General features: G+C 63.9%; 21 protein-coding genes. 14 read left to right on the top strand and 7 right to left on the bottom strand.

Features of this window, described 5'->3' with window-relative positions; translation table 11 throughout:
• Positions 1–26 precede the first annotated feature (26 nt).
• The 4 genes from IC234_RS03430 to IC234_RS03415 all read left to right on the top strand — a co-directional run bounded on the left by IC234_RS03430 (position 27) and on the right by IC234_RS03415 (position 3,427).
• Positions 27–1,109: an OmpA family protein gene (locus IC234_RS03430; RefSeq protein ID WP_190922423.1), complete on the top strand. Its 1,083-nt coding sequence runs from the start codon at positions 27–29 to the stop codon at positions 1,107–1,109.
• Positions 1,110–1,211: 102 nt separating this feature from the next.
• The gene (locus IC234_RS03425) at positions 1,212–2,039 is read left to right on the top strand and encodes a polysaccharide deacetylase family protein (protein WP_190922422.1); all 828 of its coding nucleotides are present in this window, start codon (positions 1,212–1,214) and stop codon (positions 2,037–2,039) included.
• Positions 2,040–2,132: 93 nt separating this feature from the next.
• On the top strand, positions 2,133–2,834 hold the full coding sequence (locus IC234_RS03420) for a class I SAM-dependent methyltransferase (protein ID WP_190922421.1): 702 nt from the start codon (positions 2,133–2,135) through the stop codon (positions 2,832–2,834).
• Positions 2,835–2,854: 20 nt separating this feature from the next.
• Positions 2,855–3,427, top strand: coding sequence for a pseudouridine synthase (locus IC234_RS03415; protein ID WP_190922420.1), 573 nt, complete (start codon positions 2,855–2,857; stop codon positions 3,425–3,427).
• A 103-nt stretch (positions 3,428–3,530) separates the two neighbouring features.
• Here IC234_RS03415 and IC234_RS03410 read toward each other — a convergent pair whose 3' ends face one another.
• Both IC234_RS03410 and IC234_RS03405 read right to left on the bottom strand, forming a co-directional pair.
• Positions 3,531–7,208: an ABC transporter permease/M1 family aminopeptidase gene (locus IC234_RS03410; protein WP_190922419.1), complete on the bottom strand. Its 3,678-nt coding sequence runs from the start codon at positions 7,206–7,208 to the stop codon at positions 3,531–3,533.
• Positions 7,209–7,232: 24 nt separating this feature from the next.
• Positions 7,233–8,123, bottom strand: a complete 891-nt coding sequence (locus IC234_RS03405; protein ID WP_190922418.1) for an ABC transporter ATP-binding protein — start codon at positions 8,121–8,123, stop codon at positions 7,233–7,235.
• Between the two features lie 189 nt (positions 8,124–8,312).
• On the opposite strand from IC234_RS03405, the gene IC234_RS22040 reads away from it, so the two are divergent.
• From IC234_RS22040 to IC234_RS03385, 5 genes are all read left to right on the top strand, one after another.
• Positions 8,313–8,447 carry a hypothetical protein gene (locus IC234_RS22040; RefSeq protein WP_262892398.1) on the top strand — a complete coding sequence of 45 codons (135 nt, stop codon included), beginning with the start codon at positions 8,313–8,315 and terminating at the stop codon, positions 8,445–8,447.
• Between the two features lie 230 nt (positions 8,448–8,677).
• The gene (locus IC234_RS03400) at positions 8,678–9,310 is read left to right on the top strand and encodes an FKBP-type peptidyl-prolyl cis-trans isomerase (RefSeq protein WP_190922417.1); all 633 of its coding nucleotides are present in this window, start codon (positions 8,678–8,680) and stop codon (positions 9,308–9,310) included.
• A 102-nt stretch (positions 9,311–9,412) separates the two neighbouring features.
• Positions 9,413–10,078, top strand: coding sequence for a hypothetical protein (locus tag IC234_RS03395; RefSeq protein ID WP_190922416.1), 666 nt, complete (start codon positions 9,413–9,415; stop codon positions 10,076–10,078).
• Between the two features lie 111 nt (positions 10,079–10,189).
• On the top strand, positions 10,190–12,148 hold the full coding sequence (locus IC234_RS03390; RefSeq protein WP_190922415.1) for a KUP/HAK/KT family potassium transporter: 1,959 nt from the start codon (positions 10,190–10,192) through the stop codon (positions 12,146–12,148).
• Positions 12,149–12,260: 112 nt separating this feature from the next.
• Positions 12,261–14,003 (top strand): FG-GAP-like repeat-containing protein, encoded by a 1,743-nt coding sequence (locus tag IC234_RS03385; RefSeq protein WP_190922414.1) that lies wholly within the window; start codon positions 12,261–12,263, stop codon positions 14,001–14,003.
• Positions 14,004–14,081: 78 nt separating this feature from the next.
• On the opposite strand, the gene IC234_RS03380 is transcribed toward IC234_RS03385, so the two are convergent.
• On the bottom strand, positions 14,082–15,896 hold the full coding sequence (locus tag IC234_RS03380) for a M61 family metallopeptidase (protein ID WP_223827439.1): 1,815 nt from the start codon (positions 15,894–15,896) through the stop codon (positions 14,082–14,084).
• A gap of 131 nt (positions 15,897–16,027) precedes the next feature.
• Here IC234_RS03380 and IC234_RS03375 point away from each other — a divergent pair, with 131 nt between their 5' ends.
• The 3 genes from IC234_RS03375 (at position 16,028) to IC234_RS03365 (ending at position 18,816) form a co-directional block, all read left to right on the top strand.
• A complete protein-coding gene (locus IC234_RS03375; RefSeq protein WP_190922413.1) occupies positions 16,028–16,921 on the top strand; it encodes a C40 family peptidase in 894 nt (297 codons plus the stop codon).
• Between the two features lie 623 nt (positions 16,922–17,544).
• Positions 17,545–17,985 (top strand): DUF2147 domain-containing protein, encoded by a 441-nt coding sequence (locus tag IC234_RS03370; RefSeq protein WP_190922412.1) that lies wholly within the window; start codon positions 17,545–17,547, stop codon positions 17,983–17,985.
• A 195-nt stretch (positions 17,986–18,180) separates the two neighbouring features.
• Positions 18,181–18,816, top strand: a complete 636-nt coding sequence (locus IC234_RS03365; protein ID WP_190922411.1) for a hypothetical protein — start codon at positions 18,181–18,183, stop codon at positions 18,814–18,816.
• A gap of 70 nt (positions 18,817–18,886) precedes the next feature.
• Here IC234_RS03365 and IC234_RS03360 read toward each other — a convergent pair whose 3' ends face one another.
• The gene (locus IC234_RS03360; protein WP_190922410.1) at positions 18,887–20,965 is read right to left on the bottom strand and encodes a M1 family metallopeptidase; all 2,079 of its coding nucleotides are present in this window, start codon (positions 20,963–20,965) and stop codon (positions 18,887–18,889) included.
• Positions 20,966–21,140: 175 nt separating this feature from the next.
• Here IC234_RS03360 and IC234_RS03355 point away from each other — a divergent pair, with 175 nt between their 5' ends.
• Positions 21,141–23,408: a T9SS type B sorting domain-containing protein gene (locus IC234_RS03355; protein ID WP_190922409.1), complete on the top strand. Its 2,268-nt coding sequence runs from the start codon at positions 21,141–21,143 to the stop codon at positions 23,406–23,408.
• A gap of 13 nt (positions 23,409–23,421) precedes the next feature.
• Here the strand turns inward: IC234_RS03355 and IC234_RS03350 are convergent, their stop codons facing one another.
• From IC234_RS03350 to IC234_RS03340, 3 genes are all read right to left on the bottom strand, one after another.
• A complete protein-coding gene (locus tag IC234_RS03350; protein WP_190922408.1) occupies positions 23,422–24,075 on the bottom strand; it encodes a cytochrome c oxidase subunit 3 in 654 nt (217 codons plus the stop codon).
• An 88-nt stretch (positions 24,076–24,163) separates the two neighbouring features.
• Positions 24,164–24,502 carry a hypothetical protein gene (locus IC234_RS03345; protein ID WP_190922407.1) on the bottom strand — a complete coding sequence of 113 codons (339 nt, stop codon included), beginning with the start codon at positions 24,500–24,502 and terminating at the stop codon, positions 24,164–24,166.
• Entirely contained in the window at positions 24,495–24,740 is a 246-nt protein-coding gene (locus IC234_RS03340; RefSeq protein WP_190922406.1) for a hypothetical protein, read from the bottom strand. The genes IC234_RS03345 and IC234_RS03340 overlap by 8 nt, the downstream gene beginning before the upstream one ends.
• A gap of 163 nt (positions 24,741–24,903) precedes the next feature.
• Here IC234_RS03340 and IC234_RS03335 point away from each other — a divergent pair, with 163 nt between their 5' ends.
• The gene (locus tag IC234_RS03335) at positions 24,904–25,725 is read left to right on the top strand and encodes a TapB family protein (protein ID WP_190922405.1); all 822 of its coding nucleotides are present in this window, start codon (positions 24,904–24,906) and stop codon (positions 25,723–25,725) included.
• The last annotated feature ends 18 nt before the right edge of the window (positions 25,726–25,743 follow it).

Below are 25,743 nucleotides of genomic sequence, written 5' to 3'. Positions count from 1 at the left end.
TCAGCCGCAATTTTACTTTTGCGCCCATGAGACGCAGCATTTGGTATGGCATCGGGGCCCTGCTGCTGGCCGGCCCCGTGCAAGCCCAATCCCTGACGGGCGTATGGCAGGGCGTAGAAGCCGAAACCGGCGAGCCGGGGGCCTATTGGCCGGCGCTCCTGCGGCTTCAAACCAGCAAGGGCAACGCCGTATTTGGCGTATTGTACCAGGAAGTGGGGGGCAACCCGGCCGTATCGGTCACCTTCCGGATGAAGGGCACGCGCACGGCCACCGGACTCAAGCTCGACCACGGCGACAAGCTCAGTGAAACCGGCCGCACGCCCTTCAACTTCTGGTGCGACGGCTCCATCACCTTCACCTACGACGCGGCGCTTGAGAAGCTGACGGGCCACGCCACCTACCGGCCCGTGGGCTCCTGCGACGTGGGCACGCTCACCCTCTACCGCGTGAAGTTGAAGTCGGCAGCCACGGTGCCAGCCGGGGCCGAGAGCAGCATTCGCGTCTCGGGGCGTAACGTGCTGTGGTACGCCGACGCCGACCTGAAGCAGCCCGTGAACACGGGCAACACCTACCGCACCAAGCTCACCAAAACCACCACTTTCTACCTCACCCAGGGCTATTACCCCACCAGCCAGAGCGCGGTGGTGCCCATCACCATCACGGTGAAGGGCAAGGCGCCCAAAACGCCGCCGCCTGCCCCGCCGGTGGCGGCGCCCGCGCCCGCCCCCACTGTGGCGCCGCCCGACACGGCCCGGCCGGCCCCCGCGCCCCTGCTCACCGACAAGCCCGTGGTGCTGCCCACGGTGCTGTTTCGGGTGGGCAAGCCGGAGCTGCTGCCCGAATCGGGCCCGGCCCTGGAGCAATTGGCCGCCGAGCTCAGGGCCCGGCCCGCGGTGAAGGTGCGCGTGCTGGGCCACGCCGACCGCGTGGGCGAACCCGACAAAAACCAAGTGCTTTCGGAGCAGCGCGCCGAGGCCGTGAAGGCATACCTGGTGAAAGCCGGCATCGCCCCGGAGCGCATCGGCACGGTGGGCTACGGCGACTCACGCCCGCTGTTCCCGTCGCCCGACGCCCGCAACCGCCGCGTGGAAGTGGAAGAACTGAAATAACCGCGCGGCATTTCGCGGCCGGTAGTTCGATAAAGAAGCCGCAGGTGCTAAACTTGCAAGTGAATGGCCGAAAGCACCGATGCTTTCGGCCATTTCTGTCTTATGCTGAAACCTATCGATACGATTGCGCTGGCCCTGGGGCTGCTGGCGTTGGCCGCCCCCGCCACGCTGCGGGCCCAAACCACCAGCCCCGCTTGGAACAACAAGCAGTGCGCCGTGGTGCTGACCTACGACGACGCCATCGACGTGGACCTCGACAACGTGGTGCCGGCGCTGGATTCGGCCAAATTCCGGGGCACGTTCTACCTCATCGGCTCGTCGCCGGTGGTGACGCGCCGCCTGCCCGAATGGCGCCAGGCCGCCAAGCGCGGCCACGAGCTGGGCAACCACGCCCTGTTTCATCCCTGCGACGGCAGCCTGCCGGGCCGCGGCTTTGTGACGCCCGACCACGACCTGAGCAAATACACCGTGGGCCGCGCCGTAGACGAGGTGCGCGCCAACAACACCTTGCTCACGGCCATCGACGGCAAAACCGCGCGCACCTTCGCCTACCCCTGCGGCGACCGGCAAATTGGCGGCGTGATGTTTTACGAGCAGCTGAAAAACGACTTCGTGGCCGCCCGCGGCGTGACGCCGGGCTTGAAGCCGGCCGCCCAGGTGGCCCTTGACAACGTGGATGCGTATTCCATCAATGGGCAAGACGGCCAGTACCTCATCGACCTTGTGAAACAGGCTCAAGCCTCGCACACGCTGCTGGTGTTTCTGTTTCACGGCGTGGGCGGCGGGCATTCGCTGAACGTGTCGTTGCCGGCGCACCGGCAGCTGCTGCGCTACCTCAAGGCCCACGAAAAGGAAATCTGGGTGGCCCCCATGGTGGACGTGGCCCAGCAGATAAAAGCCGGGCAACAGGCCACTGGCAGCAAAAAGTAGCCGGGCGCCAGCGGGCAGCCCGCGACGCCGGCCGGCGCGGCCTTGTTAAGTTTGCGGGCTGTTCCCTCCTGTCCTTTCTTTCCGCGCTGCGCCATGCAGGATATTTACAACGACCGCACCTACCTGGCCAACAACCCGACCTGGCACGAGGAAGACGCGCCGTTTAAAGCCGAACGAATCCTGCGGCTGCTGCGCCGCAACGCCGTGCCCACAGGCACCGTTGGGGAAGTGGGCTGCGGCAGTGGCGAGGTGCTGGTGCAGCTGGCCGCGCAGCTCCCCGAAAGCCGCTTCACCGGCTACGACATCTCGGCCGATGCCCTGGCCCTAGCGCGCCCCAAGCAAACCGCCCGCCTCCGGTTCGAGCTGCGCGACCTCACCAACACGGGTGTGGCCGAGCCGTTCGACCTGCTGCTGGTCATCGACGTCATCGAGCACCTGCCCAACTACTTTCAGTTTTTGGAGGACATTGCCGGGGCGGGCCGCTACACGCTGTTCCACATTCCGCTCGACCTAAGCCTGTGGTCGCTGCTGCGCGAGCAGATGCTCATCGAGTCGAAGGCGCGGGTGGGCCACATCCACAATTTCACCGAAGACTTTATCCTGAGCGTGCTGGCCGACTACGGCTACCGGGTGCTCGACAAGATGTACACCGAGCCGCGCTACAAACACTGGTCGGCCAAGGAACGGCTCACGCACCTGCTGCGGCGGGCGCTCTACGCCCTCAGCCCCCGGCTGTGCAGCAAGCTGCTGGGCGGCTATTCGCTGCTGGTGCTCACCGAAAACTCCGCCCGCTAGGCCGATGGGCCCACACCGCCATGTCGCACCGCCACTTTCTCATTCACAAGCCCTATGGCTACCTGAGCCAGTTTGTGGGCGAGGCCAAAAAGAAGAAGCTGGGCGAGTTTCACGACTTCCCGGAGGGCATCATGGCCATTGGCCGCCTCGACGAAGACAGCGAGGGCCTGCTCCTGCTCACCACCGACGGCCGCACGAGCGAGCTGGTGCGCAGCAAAAAGATTGAGAAAGAATACTACGCCCAAGTCGACGGCCTGATTGACGAGGCGGCCGTGGAGCAGCTGCGCACCGGCGTCGAAATCGGCATCCACAACGTGCGCTACCGCACCAGCCCCTGCCAGGCCCGCCGCCTCGACCCCGCCCCGGCATTCGCGCCGCGCACCCGCAAAATCCGCGACGACCGGCACGGGCCCACCAGCTGGGTCAGCATCACCCTCACCGAAGGCAAATACCGGCAGGTGCGCAAGATGACGGCGGCCGTGGGCTTCCCCACGCTGCGGCTGGTGCGCGTGCGGGTGGGCAGCATCTGGCTGGGCGATTTGGCCGCAGGCGAGGTGCGTGAAGTGACAGGCTTTGGAATTAACGAGGAATAAAGTCCGTCATGCAGAGCGCAGCGAAGCATCTCGCGTGCAGAAGTATTATTTGCTTCCACACGCGAGATGCTTCGCTGCGCTCTGCATGACGGAGGTGGTCGTCTTACTTCACCGCCACCGCCTTTGAGCCCGCTTTTTTCTCCTCCAACGGCTTCACGTTGTCGTAATAAAACCGGTCAATCAGCTTCTGGTACGGGTCGATGCCGCCCTTGGCGGGCTTTTGGCTCACCACAAAGTGCAGCGTTTCTTCGGGCTTGGTGAGCTTCACTTTTTGCACCAGCAGGGCTTTGCCGCGCACGTCCCAGCTCTCGCCGGGCGCCTGGTCGGGCCCGAAGATGCCCACGTCCACGTAGTCGGCCAGTTGGGTGGGCGTTTCGTTGCCGAGGCTGTCGGCGCGCACCTTTTCGGCCTTGATGGTGAGGGCCACGTCGTAGCGGCCATCGGGCCGGCGGGTGTACTGGGCGGCTTTCAGCTCGTTTTTGTAGAGCGTGATTGTCTCAAACATGTCGTGCAGCACGTACTGCAAGGAGTCGGGCGTGGCCCGGCGAATGTAGCCCAGCAAGTCGGCCGACGTGGCGTACGGCGGCTTGGTCTGGTGGTTGGCGGCCAGAAACTCGCGCAAGGCGCCGTTCAGTCTGTCTTCGCCCAGGTAGTCCTGCAAGGCATAAAACACCATGCCGCCCTTGTAGTAATGGATGTACGGCTGGTTTTCCACCAGCAGCAGGGGCAGCTCCTTCTTGCGTTCTGAGCGGCGGCCGCGCAGGTACGCATTGAGTTCGCCCCGCATGAACTGCTGCATCTGGTTGGGCGTGAAGGCGTGCTTGGCGTTCATGATGGCCGAGTATTCGGCCAGCGACTCCACCAGCACGCTGGCGCCCTGCACGTCGGCGCCCACTATCTGGTGGCCCCACCACTGGTGGCCCAGCTCGTGGCTGGTGATGAAGTACGTATTGTCCGGGGCGTTGCGGTCGCGCAGGTCGCTGATGAACCCGGCGCTTTCCGAAAACTGAATGGTGTTGGCGTAGCTCTGGGCGAAGGACTTGTAGCGCGGAAACTCCAGCAGCCGGATGTGGGAGTACTGGTAGGGCCCGAAAGCCTTGGTGTAGTACTGCAGGCCGTCTTGCAGGGCCTGGGCCATGCGGCGCACGTTGGCGCGGTGGTGGGGGTCGTAGTAGATTTCGATGGCCACGGGCGCGCCGCCGGCCGGGTTTTGCCACTGTGTTTTATAGGTCTGGTAGCGGGCCGACAGAATGCTCACGATGGGCCAGATGGGTTGGTTCATGCGGTACTGGAAGTAGCGCCGGCCGCCCTGGGTCCATTCGCGTTCGAGGGTGCCGGCGGTGGCGGCCACTTGGTCGGGGTCGGTGCTGAGGGTGGCCGAGTAGCGCACCCGGTCGGCGTCGCGGGCAAACTGGGCCCGCTGCCGGCCGCGGGGGTCGGTGAGGCGTAGGGCGCGGGCTTTGGGCGCCAGGCCCTGGCGCTTGCGGGCGTCGTCTTCGTCCATCTCCGCGCCGGGCTGGTAGCCAATGCGCAGGCTGCTCACGTCCAGAAAGGTGCCGTTCTCGGTCAGGCGGTCTTCGGGCGAAATCGCAGCCCAGTCGAACACGCCCGTGCCTTTGATGCGGGAAGTGAAACCGCGGGCGCGGTAGTCTTCCTCATACGCCAGGTCGAGTGAGTCGCCGGGCGCCAGCGGCTGGGCTAGGCAGTACATGCGGATGCCAGCCACGGGGTCGTCGAGCAGCACCCTGGCCGGACGGCCGGGCGTGAGCGTGGCCCGAATGCTGCGGCTGGGGTCGTAGTTCACAAACAGCGTGTCGAGGGGCCGCGGGCTTTGGTTGAGCAGCGTGTAGCGGCCGCGCAGCCGGTAGCCCCGGGGCCGGGCCGATGGAAACAGGTCGGCCTGCAGGGCCAGGGCCACGATTTTGGGCTGGGCCAGGTTTTCGTACTTCTTGTACGTGCGCTCGGTGCGGGCCTGGCGCGCCTCCAGCCCGCGCGGCGTGACGAACTCGTTCACCACGTTGGCGTTGTAAAACACCCAGCCGCCGGCCGTAAGCACGGCCAGCCCGGCCACCAGCAGGGCCGGCCGCAGGCCCGGCGCCCGCAGGCGCTGTGCTGCCAGGCGCAGGCGGGTGCGGGCGCCGGTATCGTTGCCGCGCACCCACAGCAGGCTGGCCAGCAGCGCCAGCAGCGCCGCCCCGGCCAGGTAATAGAGGTTGATGAACAGCAGCGGCGACACCAGGTGCCCGTAGCCGTTCATGTCAGAATACGTGTAGGGCACAGGCGCGCCAAACTTGAGCAGGGCGTGGTGCAGCCCCAGCGCATCGGCCAGCAGAAACACCACGGCGTAGTATACCAGCATCAGGGCGTGGCCCACGTATTTCTGGTTCGCCACCGTCTGCACCACCAGGGCCAGGGCGCAGAGCACGGCCACGGTGGCCAGCTGCAGCACAAAGTTTTTCACGTACAGCACCGGCTCAATCAGGCTCGCATCGAGGTAGGCCTGCACGGCCAGCCCCACCACCGACTGCACCGCCGTGAGCACGGCCGCCACCAGCACCAGCGCCAGCAGCTTGCTCACAAACGGCACCCAGGTGGCAAAAGGCAAGGCATCGAACACGCCCTGCAGGCGCGTGTCCCGCTCGCGCCACACCAGCTCACCGGCGTAAATGGTGATGATAATGAGCAGGTAGAGTGTAAAATTTTCATTTATCAGGTTCAGTACCTGGTACGTGACCGGCAGCGAGGTGCCGCGAATGGGGTCGTGATACGTCCAGTAGAAATTGAATAGCACGTACACCGTGCCCAGCACCGCCAGCACCCGGAAGGGCCACGCCTGCAGCACGTTCAGGGCCTGCACCCGCACCAGGCGCCACACCTGCCAGCTGCTCAGGCCCTGGCCAAAAGCCGGTTCCGTGCGCTGCAAGCCCGCGCTGGTAGCCAGGGCCGGAGCTGGCTCGGCCGCCGCCTTGCCGGCACGGGTGCGCGGCAGCGCCAGCCGAAACAACACACTGGACACCAGCAGCACCGCCAGCCCCACCCCGCTCCACAACAGTCGGTTCTCAATCAAGAATCCGCCCAAATAATTGGCTACTTGCGTGTTTCGCTCGGCGATGGTCCAGTACTTCACGTCCAGGTTTTTGGCCACAAAGCCAAACGGGTCGAGCATGGCAAACAGGTGGTCGCTGGTCACCCGCTCGCTGAACTGCAACGACAGCTGGTACCCCACAAACAGCACAATGCCACCCAGATACACCACCAGCGGCGAGCGCAGCAGCAGGTAAGCCGCAAAAAACAAGCTCCCTGCAAACAGCACGTTCACCCAGCCCGCCGCCAGCAGCGGGGCCAGCAGCCCCAGCCCCGGCACGGGGCCCAGCTTGCTGGCATCTACCCACGGCGCCAGCATGCCCAGCAAGGCCCCTACCGTGGTGCCGCAGGTAATAAACCACATGGCCAGCAGCGAGCCCAGGAAGCGCCCGCCCAGGTAAGCTGGCTTGGGCAAGGGCGTGGTGTAGAGCAGCCCCGTCATCTGGTCCTTGTCGTCGCGGTATACGGGCGTGCCCAGCAGCGCCGCCGTGATGAACATTCCGAAGATGGACGAGATGAAATACAGATTGGCCAGCGCGTCGGGGGCATTCACGTGCACTTTCGGGCTGGAATTGAACCCGAAGTCGTCCACGGTTTGCGACAAAAACGCAAACAGCGCAAACACCCCAAAATAGAGGTAGGTGGTGGGCTGCGCGAAACGGTAGCGCAGCTCGAAGCGGAGCGTATGGAAAAACATGGCCCTTATGCCTTTATATGAACATTATGCCGTTACCGGTTGCTGCTGCCGCCGCGCCAGGCGGTGGAAGTACACGTCTTCCAGGGTGGCCTCCGCCGGCTGAAACTGCCCGTTGATGGGCACCTCGCTGAACACCCGCACAATGGGCTGCCCGGCCACCAGCTTCGAGGAAATCACCTCGTATTCGTTGCGCAACTGGGCCAGCGCGGCTTTCTCGGTTTTGGTGCGGTACACCTTGCCGCGGATTTCGCCAATCACGTCGTTGGGCGAGCCGGTGGCCACCACTTCGCCGCCGGCAATGATGGCCATGTTCGGGCACAGCTCGGTCACGTCGTCCACGATGTGCGTGCTGAGAATCACGACCACGTTCTCCCCTATCTCGCTCAGCAAGTCCAGGAAGCGGTTGCGCTCGGTGGGGTCGAGGCCGGCCGTGGGCTCGTCGACGATGATGAGCTGCGGCGCGCCCAGCAAGGCCACCGCTATGCCGAAGCGCTGCTTCATGCCGCCCGAGTAGCCGCCCACGGCTTTTTTGCGCATGGTCCACAGGTTGGTTTGCTGCAGCAGGTTTTCAACCGCGGCCTTGCGCTCGGCGGCGTCGCGCAAGCCTTTCAGCCCGGCGAAATAGTCGAGCAGCACTTCGGCGCTCACGTTGGGGTACACCCCAAACTCCTGGGGCAGGTAGCCCAGCACCCGGCGCACCGCGTCCTTCTCCCGCAGCACGTCGATGTTGCCGAGCCGGATGCTGCCGCTGTCGGGCTCCTGCAGCGTGGCAATGGTGCGCATCAGGCTGCTCTTGCCGGCGCCGTTGGGGCCCAGCAGGCCAAACATGCCGTTGGGAATGGTGAGCGTGACGTTGTGCAGGGCACGCACGCCGTTGGCGTAGGTCTTAGACAAGTTCTCAATGCGAAGCTCCATGAGTATGATGCAGTTAAGGTGACCAGGCAAAAGTGAGGCTCCGCTACGTAATACATATTTGAAAATGTCCCTTTTCCATTCCTTTTCGTGACATTGGGCCAATTTTTATGCTGCATGCATAACATTTTACGCCGTTGTGCGTATCTTTGCACCAGTAAAACAATACCGGCCTGTTCCGGCCTAACCATTATGAAAAAGACCACCGCGCTATCCTTTTCGTCGCTGCTGCTGCTGGGCGGCGTCAGCTACCTGGCTGCCAAACTGGCCGACCTCGACCTGACGTTCTTCTTCGACGGCGACGACGACCACCATCACTACTGCTAAGGGCCATTTGCCCCGGCACGGCCCCGTGCCGCCCCTATTTTATGAAAAAGCCCGGCCCATTCGCCGGGCTTTTTGGTTATAGCATCGGCCAATGCGGCCGACGCCGAAGCTTCGGCCCGGCTTTTGGAACTTTGGCCCCCGAACGGCGTACCCCGTTCAGCTATTCTTTCACCGGCAGCGCCGGCTCCGGCCCGGATTGTTCGCTGCCCCATTTCCCTTTTTACCCATCTATGAATCTCGATTCCCACCAGGCTCAGGTGAGCTACATCATTGGCCGCGACCTGGCCCGCAACTTTGCCCAGCAGGGCCTCGACCTGGACGTTGACGTGCTGGCCGGTGCCCTCAAGGAAGGCCTGCAGGGCCTCCCCAGCCGCCTCACCCAGGAGCAGATGCAGGCCGCCATGCAGCAGCTGCAGGAGCAGATGGGCGGCGCCGAAGACGATGACGACAACCAAGACCCCAACGCCATGAACAACAACAAAGCCGAAGGCGAAGCCTTCCTCGCCGAAAACGCCCAGAAGCCCGGCGTGCACACCCTGCCCAGCGGCCTGCAGTACGAAGTGCTGACCGAAGGCACCGGCAAAAAGCCCACCCTGCGCTCGTCGGTAACGACGCACTACCACGGCACCCTCATCAACGGCAAGGTGTTCGACAGCAGCTACCAGCGCGGCCAGCCGGCCACCTTCCCCGTGAACGGCGTGATTGCGGGCTGGACCGAAGCCCTGCAGTTGATGGGCGAAGGCTCAAAGTACCGCCTCTACATCCCTTCCGACCTGGCCTACGGCAAGCGCGGCGCAGGCCGCGACATCCCCGGCGACACGGCCCTGATTTTCGACGTAGAACTTCTGAAAGTAAACAACTGAGGGACCGTCGGGGCGAAGCCGGATGCCGGCTTCGCCCCGACGACCACGGCCGTGCCCGTGTGGCACCGGCCCACCAGCACCCAACCGGCTGTTTCTGAGCCCATGAAAGACCTCGAAGCCCAGCCACCCGCTGACCAGCCCCCCGTGGCCCCGGAACAACCTTCCGGGGCCGCTTTGCTGACTGCACCCGCCGAAGCGCCGGCGTCTGGCCCGGCCTATGCCCCACCGGTGGCTGCCCCGGTGCCCATGCCGCCCCCGCTGCCCCCGCTCCCGCCGCTGGTGAGCGACGACGGCCGCGTCAGCCTCACCGACACGTCCTTCACCGTGCGGGGCCAGGAGTTTTTGCTGCGCGAGTTGGAACGCGTGGAGGTGGCCCCCGTGAAATGGATACTGTGGTACCTGCTGGGCGGCCTGGGCCTGGCCGCGGTCATGATTGCCTTTCTGCAAAACTGGCTGCACACCGGTCCCGCCATGCTGGGCATGGCCCTCACGGCGCTGCTGCTGGCCTACGGCCACCGGGGCACCAACCGGCTGCGCCTGCACCGCCTGGGGCGCGAGGCGGTAAACTTTGCGCTGCCCGGCGAAACGCCGCCCTGGCAGCGCCTAGTGGCCGAAGCCAACCGCCGCATCTTCCGGGTGCACGACCACGCCGCCCGCGAAGCCACCGCCCTGCTGGCCGCTGCCGACGAAGCCCGCCGGCAGGAGGCCCTGGCTGCGCAAGCTGAAGCAGTGGATTATGAAAACAATAATCCACTAACTATCAGTTGATAACCGAATATCCCCGGCCAGTGGTAGGCTCACGGCATCGGTGTGCCTGCTACCTTCGCGCGCCGAATTTCAGTTACAGGCTCACGGCCGCGGCAACTCGTTATCAGTAATATGGATTCCAAACACTCGCACACCGCCATTTCAGGGGCGGGGCTTCTCATTGCCCTGGGCATCATCTACGGCGACATCGGCACCTCGCCGCTTTACGTGATGTCGTCCATCCTCAAGGGCGCCATTGTGCCCGACCAGATTGACGAGCACCTGGTGCTCGGGGCCATTTCCTGCGTCATCTGGACGCTCACGCTGCAAACCACCGTCAAGTACGTGCTGCTCACGCTGAACGCGGACAACAACGGCGAAGGCGGCATTTTCTCGCTCTATGCCCTGGTGCGGCGGCGGGGAGCGTGGCTGTCGGCGGTGGCCATCATCGGCGGCTCGGCCCTGCTGGCCGACGGCGTGATTACGCCGCCCATCTCGGTGTCGTCGGCGGTGGAAGGCCTGAAAAACGTCTTTCCGCAGCTCACGCAGGAAATGGTGGTTTACATCGTCATCGGCATCATTGCGGCTTTGTTTCTGCTCCAAAGCTTTGGGACCCAGATAGTGGGCAAAGCCTTTGGGCCCATCATGCTGCTGTGGTTCAGCATGCTGGGGGTACTGGGCGTGCTCTGGATTGTGCAGAACCCCATCATCCTGAAGGCCTTCAACCCCTACTACGCCTACGACCTGCTGGTGCGGTACCCGAGCGGCTTCTGGCTGCTGGGCTCGGTGTTTCTGTGCACCACGGGGGCCGAGGCGCTCTACTCGGACCTGGGCCATTGCGGCAAGGGCAACATCCGCATCAGCTGGACCTTTGTGAAGAGCACGCTGCTGCTCAACTACCTGGGCCAGGGCGCCTGGCTGCTGAGCCACCTGGGCGAGAAGCTCAACGGCCGCAACCCCTTCTATGCCCTCATGCCGCAATGGTTCCTGCTCATCGGCATCAGCATTGCCACCATTGCGGCCATCATTGCGTCGCAGGCCCTCATCACGGGCTCGTTTACGCTGGTGGCCGAGGCCATCCGCCTGAACATGTGGCCCAAAGTGAAGCTCAACTACCCCACCGACGTGAAGGGCCAGCTCTTCGTGCCCAGCATGAACCGCCTGCTGCTGCTGGGCTGCATCGGGGTGGTGCTGTACTTCCAGGAGTCGACCAACATGGAAGCGGCTTATGGCCTAGCCATTACGCTCACCATGCTGATGACCACCATCTTGCTGTGCATGTGGCTGCGCATGAAGAAGGTGGCGCTGCCGCTGATTATCCTGTTTGCGGTGGTGTATGGGCTCATCGAGGGCTCGTTCCTCATCGCCAACATGATTAAGTTTCCGCACGGCGGCTGGGTGTCGCTGGCCATTGGCGGCACGCTCATGGGCGTGATGTACGTGTGGCTCAAAGCGTATTACATCAAGCGCCGCCTCACCGAGTTTGTGCGCCTGGAACCTTACGTAGATGCCCTCAAGCAGCTCAGCGACGACGACTCCATCCCGAAGTACTCCACCCACCTGGTGTTCCTGACCTCGGCCGAGCGCAGCTCGGAAATCGAGCAGAAAATCATTTACTCCATCTTCCAGAAGCGCCCCAAGCGGGCCGACATCTACTGGTTCATCCACGTCGACACCACCGACGAGCCCTATACCATGGAGTATAAGGTGACGGAAGTGGCCAAGGACGACGTGTTTCGCATCAACTTCCGCCTGGGTTTCCGGGTGCAGCAGCGCATCAACCTGTACTTCCGCAAGGTGATTGAGGACCTGGTGCGCAACAAAGAAGTTGACATCACCTCGCGCTACGAGTCGCTGAGCAAGCAGCACGTGACGGGCGATTTCCGCTTCGTGGTGCTGGAGAAATTCCTGAGCATCGAGAACGACTTCCCCACCCTGGAGAAGCTCGTCATGCAGGCGTACTTCTACATCCGCCAGTTCATTGCCTCCGAAGACCAGTACTTTGGCCTCGACACGTCGTCGGTGAAGGTGGAGAAAGTGCCGCTGGTGATTGCGCCGGTGCGCGAAGTGGCGCTGAAACGGATTAAGTAGCCCGCAGCCGTTGTAATAAGTTGTGAGCAGTCTCGTTTGCTGACAGACCCAGAGCCCCGCGCAACCTGTGCGGGGCTTTTGTTTTGGCCCAACACTGCTTTAGCCTACGCTTATGTTTCGATTGTACCCTTTCCGTTGCCAATGGCTGCCGGTTGGCTTGCTGCTACCCCAGGCAGCCCTCGCGCAGCTACCCGCCATCACGTCGGTGGTGCCGGCGGCCAACTTCCTGGCCGCTCCGGCTTCGGGCCCGGTGGCCGTCACCTTCAATCAGCCGCTGCTGAACACTTCGGCGGGCTCGCTAAAAGTGTTTAGCAGCTTGCGGGGCGGCCAACGCGCACAGGGCGCCGCCGCGGCCGTGGTGAGCGGCAACGCGCTGCGTTTCTCTCCTGGCAGCGCCCCCTTCTCGCCGGGCGAAACCGTGAGTTATACCGTCACGCGGGGCGCCAGCAGCAGCAACGGCGCGCTGGCGCAGCCGCGGGTGGGCCAGTTCACGGTGGCCGTCGGCGGCGGCAACGGCACCTTCGCGCCCGGCTCTGACCCGGCTTCTGGGTTTCAGCCCATCACCGTGGCCGTGGGCGACGTGGACGGCGACGGCGACCTGGACTTTGTTACGGCCAACTTTCGCGGCCCCATCAGCGTGCGCCTGAACAACGGCAGCGGCACCTTCGGCCCCGGCCGCGACGTGAGCGTGAGCGGCAACGTGCGCTCGGTGACGCTCGGCGACGTGGACGGGGATGGCGACCTCGACCTGCTGGCCCCCGACTACAGCGACGACACCGGCACCTCGGTGAGCGTGCGTTTCAACAACGGCCAGGGCGTGTTCAGTGGCACCCAAAGCGTGTTTGTGAATACCGGCTCCTACGGCCTGGCGCTGGGCGACGTAGACGGCGATGGCGACCTCGACCTGCTAACCGCCAACGGCCGCTCCAACAGCGTGAGCATCCGTTTCAACGATGGACAAGGCAGCTTCGGTGGCAGCCAGAACGTGGCCGCCGGTAGCAACCCGCACAACGTGGTGGTGGGCGATGTGGACGCCGACGGTGACCTGGACTATCTCGTGGCCAACAGCAACAGCAGCACCGTAAGCATCGGCTTCAATGATGGCCGCGGCAACTTCAGTGCCGGCTCGTTTGTGAGCGTTGCCGCCAATCCCTTTGGCTTGGCCGTGGGCGACGTGGACGGCGACGGCGACCTGGACCTGCTATCGTCGAGCCCGAACGCCAACGGGGCCATTAGCGTCCGCCTGAACAACGGCACCGGCACTTTCGGCGGCGGCCAGGACGTGGCCACCAACAATATATCCGGCTACGGCGCATTCAGCGTGACCCTGGGGGATGTGGACGGCGATGGCGACCTGGACTTCTTGGCTTCGAACGCCAACGGCGGTGGCCCCGGCAGCGTGCTGATTGGGCTCAACAACGGCAAAGGCATCTTCAGTGCGGGCCAAAGCGTGAGCGTGGGCCGGGCCACGCAAGGCGTGGCCGTGGGCGACGTAGACGGCGATGGGGACCTGGACATCCTGTCGGCCAACAGCAACGACAACAATGTGAGCATTCGCCTGAATCGGAGTGGCAGTGCCGGCACCGGTACCGGCACCAACCCGGCACTGGCCAGTCTGCTGCCCAACATCATCACCCCCAATAACGACCGTCACAACGACCTTTTTGTCATCGATGAGCCCGACCGCGGCCCGTGGGCGCTGACGGTGTATACGCGCTGGGGCCAGCGCGTATACCACAGCCCCAACTACCAGAATGACTGGGGCGCCGACAGCCCGGGCGGCACCTACTTCTACCTGCTTCAGCCAGCCGACGGCGGCCCGGCCCGGAAAGGCTGGGTGGAAGTGGTTCGATAAGGCACAAAGAAGGCCGGCAACGCTTTCGCATTGCCGGCCTTCTTTGTGCCTCTTGCCCTAACAGAGTCGGGTCAGTTTTTACTTACCCAGCCATTTGGCCAGCACTTTCTGCTGCGCCTCGGAGGGGCTGGCCGCGGGCTGAAGCTGGTACTTCACGTCCGGGTTGGCCAGCATCTTGATTTTCAAGTCGCGCGGAAGGCCGTCGCGGCGCACCTGCAGGGCCACTTCATTGCCCACCGAGCCGCTCACCAGCGACTTCACGGTTTCTTCGCTGGGTGCGGCGCCATTGATGAGCAGGATTTCGTCGTTCACATTCAGGCCGGTGTTCCAGGCGGCGCCGTCGCGCACCACGCTGGTCACGAGCAGCTTGCCCGAGCGGTTGGAAAAATTGGCGCCCAGCGTGCCGGTGGTGGTGAGGGGCGCCTTGGTCAGCGTGAGGCCCGCGTAGCCCAAGGCCGTGGCGTAGTCAATCGGCTTGGTGCCGTACACGCTGTTTTTGAAGAAGTCATCGAAGCGGCGGCCGGCCACCGTGGCCACGGCGTCCTGGTACTCCTGGTCGGTGAAGCCCCGGCCGGCTTTCTTGTAATACGTGTCGTAGAGCAGCCGGAACACGTCGTCGAGGTGCTTCTGGCCCTTGGTGGCTTCGGCAATGTTCAGGTCGAGCCAGGTGCCAATCAGGTCACCCTTCGAGTAGTAGCTGATTTGGGTGTTGTTGGCATTCTCGTTCGGGCGGTAGTACTTAATCCACGCATCGAAGCTCGACTCCGCGGCCGACTGAATGCGGTTGCCGGGCGTGTTTTCTACTTCCGCAATGGCGTTGGCCAGCCGGCCCAGGTACTCGTCGCGGGTGAGCACGCCCGCCCGCGCCAGGATTTGTTTGGAGTAGTACTCCGTCATGCCCTCGCTCACCCACAGCATGTGGGTATAGTTCTCCTCGTCGTAGTTGAAGGGCCCCAACGCTTTGGGCCGGATGCGCTTCACGTTCCAGAGGTGGAAATACTCATGCGCCACCAGCCCGAGGAAGGACTTCATGCCGGCGTCGGTGCCGTACACGGTGCGGCCCACTTCCAGCGTGGTGGAGTACAGGTGCTCCAGGCCGCCGCCGCCGCGCTCCAAATTGTGCACGATGAACAGGTAATGGTCCAGGGGGTTTTGGCCCACCACGCGGTGCGCTTCTTCGCACACCTTCTTCATTTCGGCCACTATTTTGGCGTCATCGGCCTGGTAGGTGCCGTACATGGCCACCTGGTGCGGCGTGCCGTTGGCCGTAAACTCCAACACTTTGTGGGTGCCGATTTCCATCGGCGAGTCGGCCAGCTCGTCGTAGCTCGCGGCTTTGTAGGTGAACTTGCCCGGGCCGGGGCGCAGGGCCGTGCTCACCTGCGTCCAGCCGGTGGCGGGCTGCACGGCCACGGTGCTGCCCAGCATCTTGTTATCGGCCGGGTACATGAACACGCTGCTGCCGTTGAGGTAGCCGTGGTCGGCATCCATGAACGAAGTCCGAACCGACAGCTCGAACGCATACACCCGGTAGCTCACCTGGAAGTTGGCTTGCTTGGGGTGGCGCACCCGCCAGGTGTTTTTATTGAGCTTTTCTACGGCCAGGGCCTGCCCGCCAGCCGTGCGGGCCTGAAAGCCCTCCACGTTTTTAGAATACTCGCGCACCAGGTACGAGCCCGGCGCCCACACGGGCATTTTTACGTCGGTGTACTCGGCCGGAAAGCCCCCCAGCTCCATTTTCACTTCAAAGTAGTGGGTTTGGGGCGCGGGCATCGAGAGGCTGTAGCGGAGGGTGGGCACCGCGGCCGCGGGCGGCGTAGCGGCCAGGGCGGGCCCGGCCAACAGCAGGGCCGCAGCGGCCTGGCAAAGCATCAAGGTTGAATTTCTGAGCATGTATGATGTTTGATTGGAAAGACAAGCACAAACGTACGCCGGTCGAAACCGTTCAACCTACGGGGCGGCCGCGCCGTTAGGCTCCATGGTGGCGCTTATCGTGCCTTTCACAATTTGTTGACGACGGATATATGCGCATCGTTTGGTTGGTTTTTGTGGGGCTGATTGTGGCCATGGCGCTGGTGCTGCCCCGCCTGAGCCGCACGCCTGCCCCCCACACCACGGCTACCCCGGCCCCGGCCGAGGGCAGCTCCGGCACGGCTCCCCTCACGTCTTCCTTTGCGGCCCTGCGCGAAGCCCCCGCCCCCGGCCTGGCGGCCACCGCCGACAGCGTGGTGGCCTTTGGCCTGGCCCAGCGCGGCACGCCCTACGTCTACGCCGGCGTGTCGCCGCTCACGGGGTTCGACTGCTCGGGGTTCATCATGTACACGTTTGCGCGTTTCGGCGTGGCCGTGCCGCACTCTACCGCCCTGCTCATCGACGTGGGCCGGCCCGTGCCCCGCGCCGAAGCCCAGCCCGGCGACATCGTGGTGTTTACGGGCACCGCCAACCCGAGCACCACGCCGGGCCACGCGGGCATCGTCATCTCGCGGCGGGGCGAAACGCCCTTGCGCTTTGTGCACGCCTCCTCCTCGCGCCGCGAGCCCTTCGTGAAAGTCAGCCAGGTAGAGAATTCTGACTACGAGCGGCGCTTCATGCAGGTGCGCCGCGTGCTGGGCCAGCAAAACCTGGCGGCCGCCCGGCCCGCGCCCACCACCAAACCGGCGGCCAAGGCGCCGCCCGTAGCGGCGCTCCCCGCGCGCAAGGTGGCCGTCGACGCTTTGCCCGCCCCGGCACCGGCGCTGCCCCAAACGCTGGCCCGTAAGCCGGTGGCGCATTCGGCAGCCCCACAGCGCACCGCAAAGAAAGTAGCAGCCAAAAAGCCGGCGGTCAGAAAGACAGTGGCCAAAAAAGCGGCGCCTAAAAAGCAGGTAGCCCCCGCCGCCAAGCGCAAAACCCCGGTTAAGGCAAGCGCCCGAAAATGAGTGCGTGCGTGCGCCAGCGACCCGCCCAAACGCAGCGATGCCCGGCCTGTCTCTGCCGTCCCACTGAAGGGCGACTGGACAAACCGGGCATCTAATCCTTCAAATCTTACCAAGCGGCGAAACTGGGGTACAGTTCCGGCGTCTTTCAAGATAAGACCTGGCCGAATGTGGGAAGCCTTAGGAGCTACCCCACGAAGCTGTTGTTAGGCGCGTACTGCGGTGAAGCGTACGACATTCGACAGGCTTGGCAGGATTTGGTTGGGACTACTAGACATTTTGTACCTCCTTTCTTTACGTTCGACATAACACTTGCTCGCGCGGCCCAGCACCTTAGGGCTGCTTGAGCAAGGCCGTAGCACTCACTACTGAGCGGTAAAGTTAATAGCGGGCGGTAAGGTTCAAAATTTGCCGGCTAAATTTTGCAGAAATCAGGCCTCAGCAGGGCTTTAGGCCTGATTAACAGTGCTATTTATTTTAGCCTCAACCCTATTTTTATAATTGCCGGCTGGGCTTTCAGAACTTGGCCGTAAACTTGCCTTAACGGTGGAAACGTTGCCGGCGGGCCCTCCGGATTTTTTTTGCTTACCTTTTCCCTTCAAACCCACCTCTTGCTCATTTCAACAATGAAAAAAACACTGCTCCTGCTCGTTGCTCTCGTGTTGGGCGTCGCCCGCATGGCCTCCGCCCAAACCATGTCGCCGCTGGGCATCTGGACGAATGCAGAGAAAAAGGCCACGTTTGAGATTTACAAGTGCGGCGACAAGCTGTGCGGCAAAATCGTGAGCCTGACCGTGCCCAACGACCCGGCCACCGGCAAGCCCAAAACCGACTCGCAAAACCCCGACCCCAAGCTGCGCAACCGCCCCCGTCTGGGCCTGGTGTTTATGCAAGGCTTTAAGTACGACGACGACAACAAGTGGGACGACGGCAAAATTTACGACCCCGAAAGCGGCAAGACCTACTCCTGCTACATGAAGATGGAAAACGCCAACTCCATGGAAGTGAAGGGCTACATCGGCTTTTCGCTCATCGGCAAGTCGCAGACCTGGACCCGCGTGAAGTAAGCCCGGCCGCCACACCAGTGCCGGAAACACCGCAAAGCCGGCTCCCGTTCGGGGGCCGGCTTTTGCATGTGGCACGATATCGGCAAGCGCCGGACAAAACCGGCCCCGCACGCGCCCAAACCGGCGCCGTGCCCACCCAAGCCCGCTAAACTATTTGCCCCAGCCGGTGTTTCGACTCCATTAACGCTTCCGCTCTTGTTCAATTTTCTCCAGAAATTATTTCGGCCGCACGGCACCGCTCGCCCCGCGTGGCGCTCGGTGAAGCTGTCGCCGGGCCAAGCGGCCCGGCACGCCCGCTGGGTGGAGCAACGCGTGTTTCTGAACTGGCTGGGACCGTATTACAAGGCCTACCACCTGCACAAAGGCGGGGCCGGCGGCAGCCGCGGCCTGCGCGTGGAGCCGTTGCGCGAAAGCGGCCGCCAGGGCGTGCTGCTGTTCTTCGACGACAGCATCGGGCCGGGCAACTTCCGGCACTTCTACGAGCACCTGGGCGAACGGGTGCTGGCCCTGGGCTACCACCGCGCCTGCGCCGACCGCGGCGTGAAGCAGCGCGCCGGCCACACCGAAACCACCCTCAAACAGCTTTTCAAGCCCAACCCCACCGACTGCCCCACCACCGGCCACTGCAACCAGCGCTTCGGCCTCATCACCATCGACCTGGTGGCCCTCAACGGCGAACCTTTCTTCATCCGCCTCGCCACCAACGCCATGCTGGAGCCCTGCTTCACGCCGGCCGGCTCGTTTGAGGAGCTGCTCAAAAGCCTGCTCGATGCCCCGATGCCCGACCCGGCCACCCAGGCCCGCATCCGCGAATACCACGACACGTTTTGAGGCGCAGTTAGCACATAAAAAAAGGACGCCGGCCCCATGCGCCGGCGTCCTTTTTTTGTTTAGGCGAAAGCTACTCGCGCACGAAACGGCCTTGCCCCAGCAACTCGCCGCTGCCACTGAGCAGCCGCAGGTGGTAGAGGCCCGGCGCCAGGGTGCGGGTGTTGAGCCGGGGCTGGCCGGCCAGAATGCGCTCGCGCATCACCACGCGGCCCGTGGCATCGAGCACCAGGGCCGTGGCCGCCGGCGCCCCGGGCAGCTGCAGCTCGTCGCGGCACGGGTTGGGGAACAGGGCCAGCACCGGTGCTTTCGAGGCTGGCTGCGTGGCGAGCAGGGTATTGTCGCGCACGGCGCCGGAAGCTGGCAGGTCGAGCACCCACTGGTCGGGGTCGACGGCCACGCTCGTGACGGTGCCATTCACGGTCAGCAGGTAGGTTTCGGTGGGGTTGGCTTGGTGCAGGCGCACGGTTTGGGTGGTGCCGTTTGAGAAGGAGAGGCGGTAGTCGACGTCGGTTTCGAAGAAGGGCGTGGTGCCCGGCACCGAAGCCGTTTCGGTGACGCGCAGCACGAAGTTGTTGCCGCCCTGGTTCCAGCGCCCGTTGAACGTGGGATAGCCACGGCCCCGAAACCACTGCTGAAAGAAGTAGCCCAGCGGACGCCCGGCCTCGGCCTCGAAAATGCGCTGCAGGTCGGCCGTGCGCGCCGTCGAGCCACGGAACTGGGTTTGGTACGTGCGCAGCGCCCGGAAAAACTTGGCGTCGTCGTTCAACAGGTAGCGCAGCATGTGCACCACGCCCGCGCCCTTCTTGTAGGAGAGGAAGTAGTCGAAAATGCGGTTTACGTTGGTGGTATCGGGCACGTAGATGGTGCCCGACGAGGACTGCGCATAGGAGTGGGCGGTGTTCATCCAGTAGCGGGCGTCGCCGGGCTGGCCAAAGGCCTGCAGCGACAGGTACTCGCCGTAGGAGGCGAAGCTTTCGTTCAGCCAGATGTCTTCCCAAGTGGCGCAGGTCACGTTGTCGCCAAACCATTGGTGAAACAGCTCGTGGGCCGTAAGGGTGAACTCGAAGCCGTCCTGCGAAGTCATGGTCTGGTGCTCCATGCCGCCGTAGATGGGCACCGTGGTGTGGCCGTATTTCTCGTTGGCAAAAGGATAGAGTCCCACCAGCGCCGAGTAATTCTCAATGAAACCCGCTGTGCGGTCGATGCTTGATTGCCAGAAGTTGAGGTAGCTCTGGTTGTAGACGTAGTTGACGATGGGGACGGTCGGCCCACCGGCCGGGTGCGCGAAGGTGAGATATTCAACGTAGGGCGCCACCGACACCGAAATCAAGTAGTAGTCGATGGGATTGCGCGACTTCCACTCGTAGCGCACCTTGTTATTGGGCAGCGGTACGGTGCGGTTTAGCACGCCGTTGGAACCCACTTTGTTGGGCAGCGTGGTGGTCACCCACACGTCGGAGGAATCGGCCTTGTCGGTGAGCACCTGCTTGCACGGAAACCACTCATGGGCCGAAAACGGCTCCGACAGAGACCACGTGACGTTGTAGGGAAAAGTATTAGAGCCGGAGTTGGTTTCGAGGTGCACGGTACTGGCCGTGCTCAGGCCGTTGCCGATGGCGGCCGAGTTGCCGCTCGGGGCCGTGCCGTGGTAATAGATGCGGGCATCGGCCAAGGTGCCCACGGCGGCCGGCTGGGCCAGCGCGGCGGTGGCGTCGTTGCCGCTGCGCCGGATGCCGGGCGAGCGCCGCCCGTTCACCACCACCGAGTCGATGAGCAGCGTGGCCGTGCCGGCGGGCGAGCCGGTCGGGGCCTGGTAGAGCTCAAACGCCAGCGAATCGAGGGCCTGGGTGCCGCGCACCCGCACGCGCATCCACACCGAGCCGGCCACGTTCAGCGAGTTGTTTTCCATGGCCAGGTCCAGCTTATAGTACTTCACGTCGTAGCGCTCCATTTTTGCGCGGTGCCGCACCGACGACGTGGCCGTGCGCGCCGCGGCGTTCACGTGCGCTTTGGCGCACAGCAAACCGGCATCCTGGTCGGGCCGGGGTAGCAGGCTAGTCCCGGTGGCGACGGGCACGGTTTGGGCCGCCAGCGGGGCCGCAGCCCACAACAAACACGGGGCGAGAAAAGCGTAGAAGAAGCGACGCATATAAAAAATTGAATGGCAGTGATAAGGGAAAGGAGGCGGTTGGTGAGCCGGGCTTTGCCTGGGCCAAGGTACGGCGGTTCAACCCGTTGGCAAACGGGCCAGCATGCCGGAAGTTGGCCGCATCGGGCGTATATTTCGGCTTAATTCAGGATTTTCTACGCTTTTTCCGCTACCCATGTCCATCCCCCTTCGTCTGCCGGGCGCGGCGCGGCTGCTTTTGGTGCTGCTGAGTGGATTATTGGGGATGGCCCACCCGGCGCAGGCCACGCACATCGTGGGCGGCGAGATGGAGCTGGTGCACAACAGCGGCGAAACGTACACGCTGCTGCTCAACCTGTATTTTGACGCAGCTAACGGCAGCGCCAGCGCCCTCGACGCCGACCTGACCGCCAGCATCTTCGAGAAAGCCACCAACCAACGCATGGCCAACGTGGTGCTGCCGCTCACCAGCAACACCTTCGTGAACTACACCAACCCGGCCTGTGCCAAGCCCACGCTCAGCACCCGGCGGCTGGTGTACAGCAAGGTCATCACGCTGCCGCCGGGCACCTACAGCAGCGTGCAGGGCTACTACGTGGCGGTGGAGCGCTGCTGCCGCAACAACAGCATCAGCAACATTGTGGCGCCCGGCAATGCGGCCCAGGCCTTCTACCTGGAGTTTCCGGCGGTGGTGCGCCGCGGCCAGCCGTTTTACGACTCGACGCCGCGCATTTTCCCGCCCCTGGCCGACTACGCCTGCCGCAACGAGCTGTTTTACTACGACTTTGGCGGCCAGGACGCCGACGGCGACTCGCTGGTCTACGACATGGTGACGCCCCTCAACGGCCACTCCAACACCAACACGCCGAAGCCGGCCTCGGCCGAGCCGGCGCCCTACGCGCCCATTGCCTGGAGCGGTGGCCTGAGCACCCTCAACCAGATTCCGGGCAGTCCTACGCTGAGCATCAACCGGGCCACCGGCCGCCTCACCGTGCGGCCCACCGACCTGGGCTTGTTCGTGTTTGGCGTGCGCTGCTCCGAGTACCGCAAGGGCGAAAAAATCGGCGAGTCGCGCCGCGACTTTCAGCTCATGGTGCTCAACTGCTCGCCCAACACCAAGCCCAACCTGGTGTTGTTTCCCAGCCCCGGCAACCCAACCCCCTACCGCCCCAAGCGCGACACGCTGCGACTGGTGCCGGGCGGCAACCACTGCGTCCGCCTGCGCTTCACCGACCCCGACCCCAACTCCCGCCTGACGCTGTCGCTCAGCCCGGTCAACTTTACGGGCCTGCTGCCCAGCTTTTCCACCGCTTCGAGCGGGGCGGTGCGCAGCCCGGGCTCGCCCGACACCCTCACGGCCACGCTGTGCTTCCCGGAGTGCCTGAACTCGCAGGGCAAGGTGTATTTGCTGGATGTGGTGGTGGGCGACGACGGCTGCAGCCTACCCAAGCGCGACACCGTGCGCGTGGCTTTCACGGCCGTGCCGCCGCCCAACTCCCCGCCGCAGCTCACCACAACGGCCAGCCCTACGCGGCCAATCCGGGTGCGCATCGGCGATTTGGTGAGCTTCGACCTCACCGGCACCGACCCCGACAACGACCCCGTGCAGCTGGAAATGACCGGCGCGGGCTTTAGCCCCACCGGCCTGGGCGCCACCCTGTCGCAGGGCACTTCGGGGCGCGAGCAGCGGGGGCGCTTCACCTGGCGGGTCGACTGCCGGGCGGTGGGACCCGACTCGGTCTTTACGTTTCAGTTTGCCGCCGCTACCCAGCCCTGCAACGGCCGCCAGGCCGTGACGCAAAGCGTGCCGTTTGTGGTGAAGTACAGCAACCGGGCGCCCACCCTTACCTCTGACCTGCCCGCGAATAAGCCCGGCGAAGACCTGCCGCTGGTGGAGCTGCCCCTGGGCCGGCAATACACGGCGCACTTCACGGGCGTCGACCCGGACCGCGACGGCCTCACCCTGATAGCCACCGGCAACACGCTCGAAGGCAAGGAAGGCTTCGACCTGAGCAATGCTGGCATGCGCTTTGAGGCCCAAAATGGCAGCGGCGTGGCCACGGGCACCTTTCACTGGGACGTGAGCTGCGCGGCCGCCAACCTGCACCGCGACCTCGTGGTCACGTTCCAACTCATTGATGCCACCTGTCGCCCGCTGCCGCAGCAGCAGCGCGTGCGCCTGCGGGTGCGCAGCCCCGACACGGTGGCCGTGAAACTCTACAACATCATCACGCCCAACAACGACCGCCAAAACGACGAGTTCCGCCTGCCCGAGTTGCCGCCCAACTTCTGCGACTCGCAGTTCATTGGCATCAAGATTTTTTCGCGCTGGGGCCAGCAGGTGTTCGAGTCGGCCGACCGGGAATTTCGCTGGCCCGGCCAGGGCAGTACAGGCATCTATTACTACTACATCACCTACACCGACGGCCGCCGCTTCCGGGGCTGGCTCGAAGTCATTCCCTAGCGCAGCAGCCGGGCTAGTAGAGAAACAGGAATACCGCAAACAGCAGCACCCACAGCACATCGATAAAGTGCCAGTAGGTGCCCAACAGCTGCAGCTGCCGCCGATAGTACGGGTTGCGAATGAACACCAGCGTGCGCACGGCGTCGCGCCCGTTGTGTAACACACGCAGCAAAAAAGCCAGTAGAAACAACATGCCGCCCAGCAGGTGCGCCACGTGCAGGGCCGAAATCAGGTAGATGAACTGCCCACTGCTCTTGCTGCCCGGGCCACCAAACGGCACGCCGTGCGCCAGGAGCTCGCGCCAGCCCAGCCCCTGCAGCCCCGCAAACACACAGCCCAGCAGCAGCGTGGCGCCCAGGCAGCGGCCCAGGCTGGCTAGGTCGTCCTGCGCATACAGCCGCGGGGCCTGCGCCATGGTGTAGCTACTGAGCACCAGCACGATGGTGCTCAAAGAGAAGTAGCGCGGCAGCGGGTGCAGGCCCGTGGGCACCCCGCTTTGCAGGCGGGCCACCACGTAAGCCGCCACCAGCACCACAAACATGACGCTGATGGCCATAAGCGCCAAATACAGCGCCATGACCAGGGGCGGCATGCGTTCGATGCGCCCAAACGTCGAGGACCGTTGGCGGGCATCTACCCGGTTTTTGGGGTTTAGTTCGGAACTCATGGAGGCGGGCCAGGGGGTACACTCTCCAAACTAATCGGGAAAAAATTAGTTGCAAAAAGCCCGAATTTAGCCCCCCCTCAAGACCGCGCTATTTAAAGAAAGAGCCGATTTTGCCCAGCACCGCATTCAGCGTGATTTTGGGGCTGCGCTGCACGCCAAACGTCACGTAGGTTTTGCCGCCCACGCGCAGGTCGAGCACCCAGCCCAGCTGCCGGGCCAGGTCGTTGATTTGCTGCAGCGGGTCGGGGCCGGGCGGCTTGGGGGCTTTGGATGCCCCTGGCGCCTTGGGCGGGCCGGCCGTGAGCAGGTCGAGCACCTGCTGGCTCGGAATATTGAGAATGAGGTAGGTACCCGCCGCGGCCAGCTGCAGCGGGTGCCCGTTCCAGGTGATGACGAGCTGGGCGTCGATTTCGAGGGCGCTAGGCACCGGGCTCGGAGGGGCTGGCCGGCAATTGGGGGGCGCCGCCCGAGGGCTGCTCGCCGCGCGTGCGAATGCGCACCGAGCCGTTCAGCTTCCAGGTGGCGGCGGGGGCGCTGGGGTTCTGGGGGTTGGGCACCTGGAGCTCCATTTGTTCGAAGGCACAGCTGAGTTCGACGCCGCCCGACAGCTTGCCCAGCAAGGAAGCGGCCATGTCGGCCCAGTTAGAAGAAGAGGTTTCGGGCATGATTGTGGAATAAGTGGTGTAGCAGTGTGCACCCGCGGGTGCAGCAGGGCCGCAAAGTACGGGCCCGCTTCCGCTAACGCAACGCGCCAAAACGGGTTGCCGTAGGCGGGGCCCCTCCCAATCGAAAGCTGCTGCCTACTTTCACCCTACCAACTCTTTCGCAATGCACTACCCTATTCCCCGCGCACCTCGCGTCGTAGCCTGCCTGCTTCTCAACTTATTGGCCGTACCGGGCCCGGCCCAACCCTCGCGCGACAGCGTTCAGGCTCCTTCATCGGCCGATTTGTCGCTGCTCTCCTTCCAAAAGGTTTCGGCCGCATCCTGCGCCCATCCCTTCGGGCTGCGCGAGGGCCAGAACCTTGAATACCAGCTGCTCGACGCCAAGGGCAAGTCCACTGGCACCTGGCGGTACCGCGTGGTAAAGATTAGCACTGATTCGACCTCGAAGAAGAAAAAAACGCTGGTGAGCACCACCGTGCGCTTGAAAAGCGGGCTTTACGACCTGTCCAACCACGTACAGCAGCAGCAGGACGTAACCTTCTTCTGCCGCCGCGACACCACGTTTACCGACGGCCTGGCCGAAATCAACTACGACGGGTTGAAGTCGTTTCGCGAGCGTCTTAAAAATTACACCGGCACTCCCCTGGCGTGGCCCAACAACCCCACCGTGGGCAGCAGCCTGCCCGATGGCGGCGTGGTGGTGCAGGTGAGCAGCCCTTCGGTGGCCATTGCCAAGGTGAGCACCACCGTGCGCGACCGCAAGGTGAAAGCCGCCCCCACACCCGTTACCGTGCCCGCTGGCACCTTCCGCTGCTACGTGGTGGAAAGCCAGCGCGAGCTGGCCACCGCCGCCCGCGCCGACCTCGTCCTCAAAAGCGCAGGCCGGCAGGTCGATTATTATGACCCGACAGTGGGCCTGGTCAAGACAGAGTACTACGACAAAGGCGGCAAGCTGACCTATTCAAAGGTTCTACTCAAGCATTAGCCAGCCTACAACTTATGG

The organism is Hymenobacter armeniacus (assembly GCF_014699055.1).
GTDB lineage: Bacteria > Bacteroidota > Bacteroidia > Cytophagales > Hymenobacteraceae > Hymenobacter > Hymenobacter armeniacus.
Note: the sequence above shows the minus strand (reverse complement) of the source record. Positions and strands in the feature narration are given on the sequence as shown.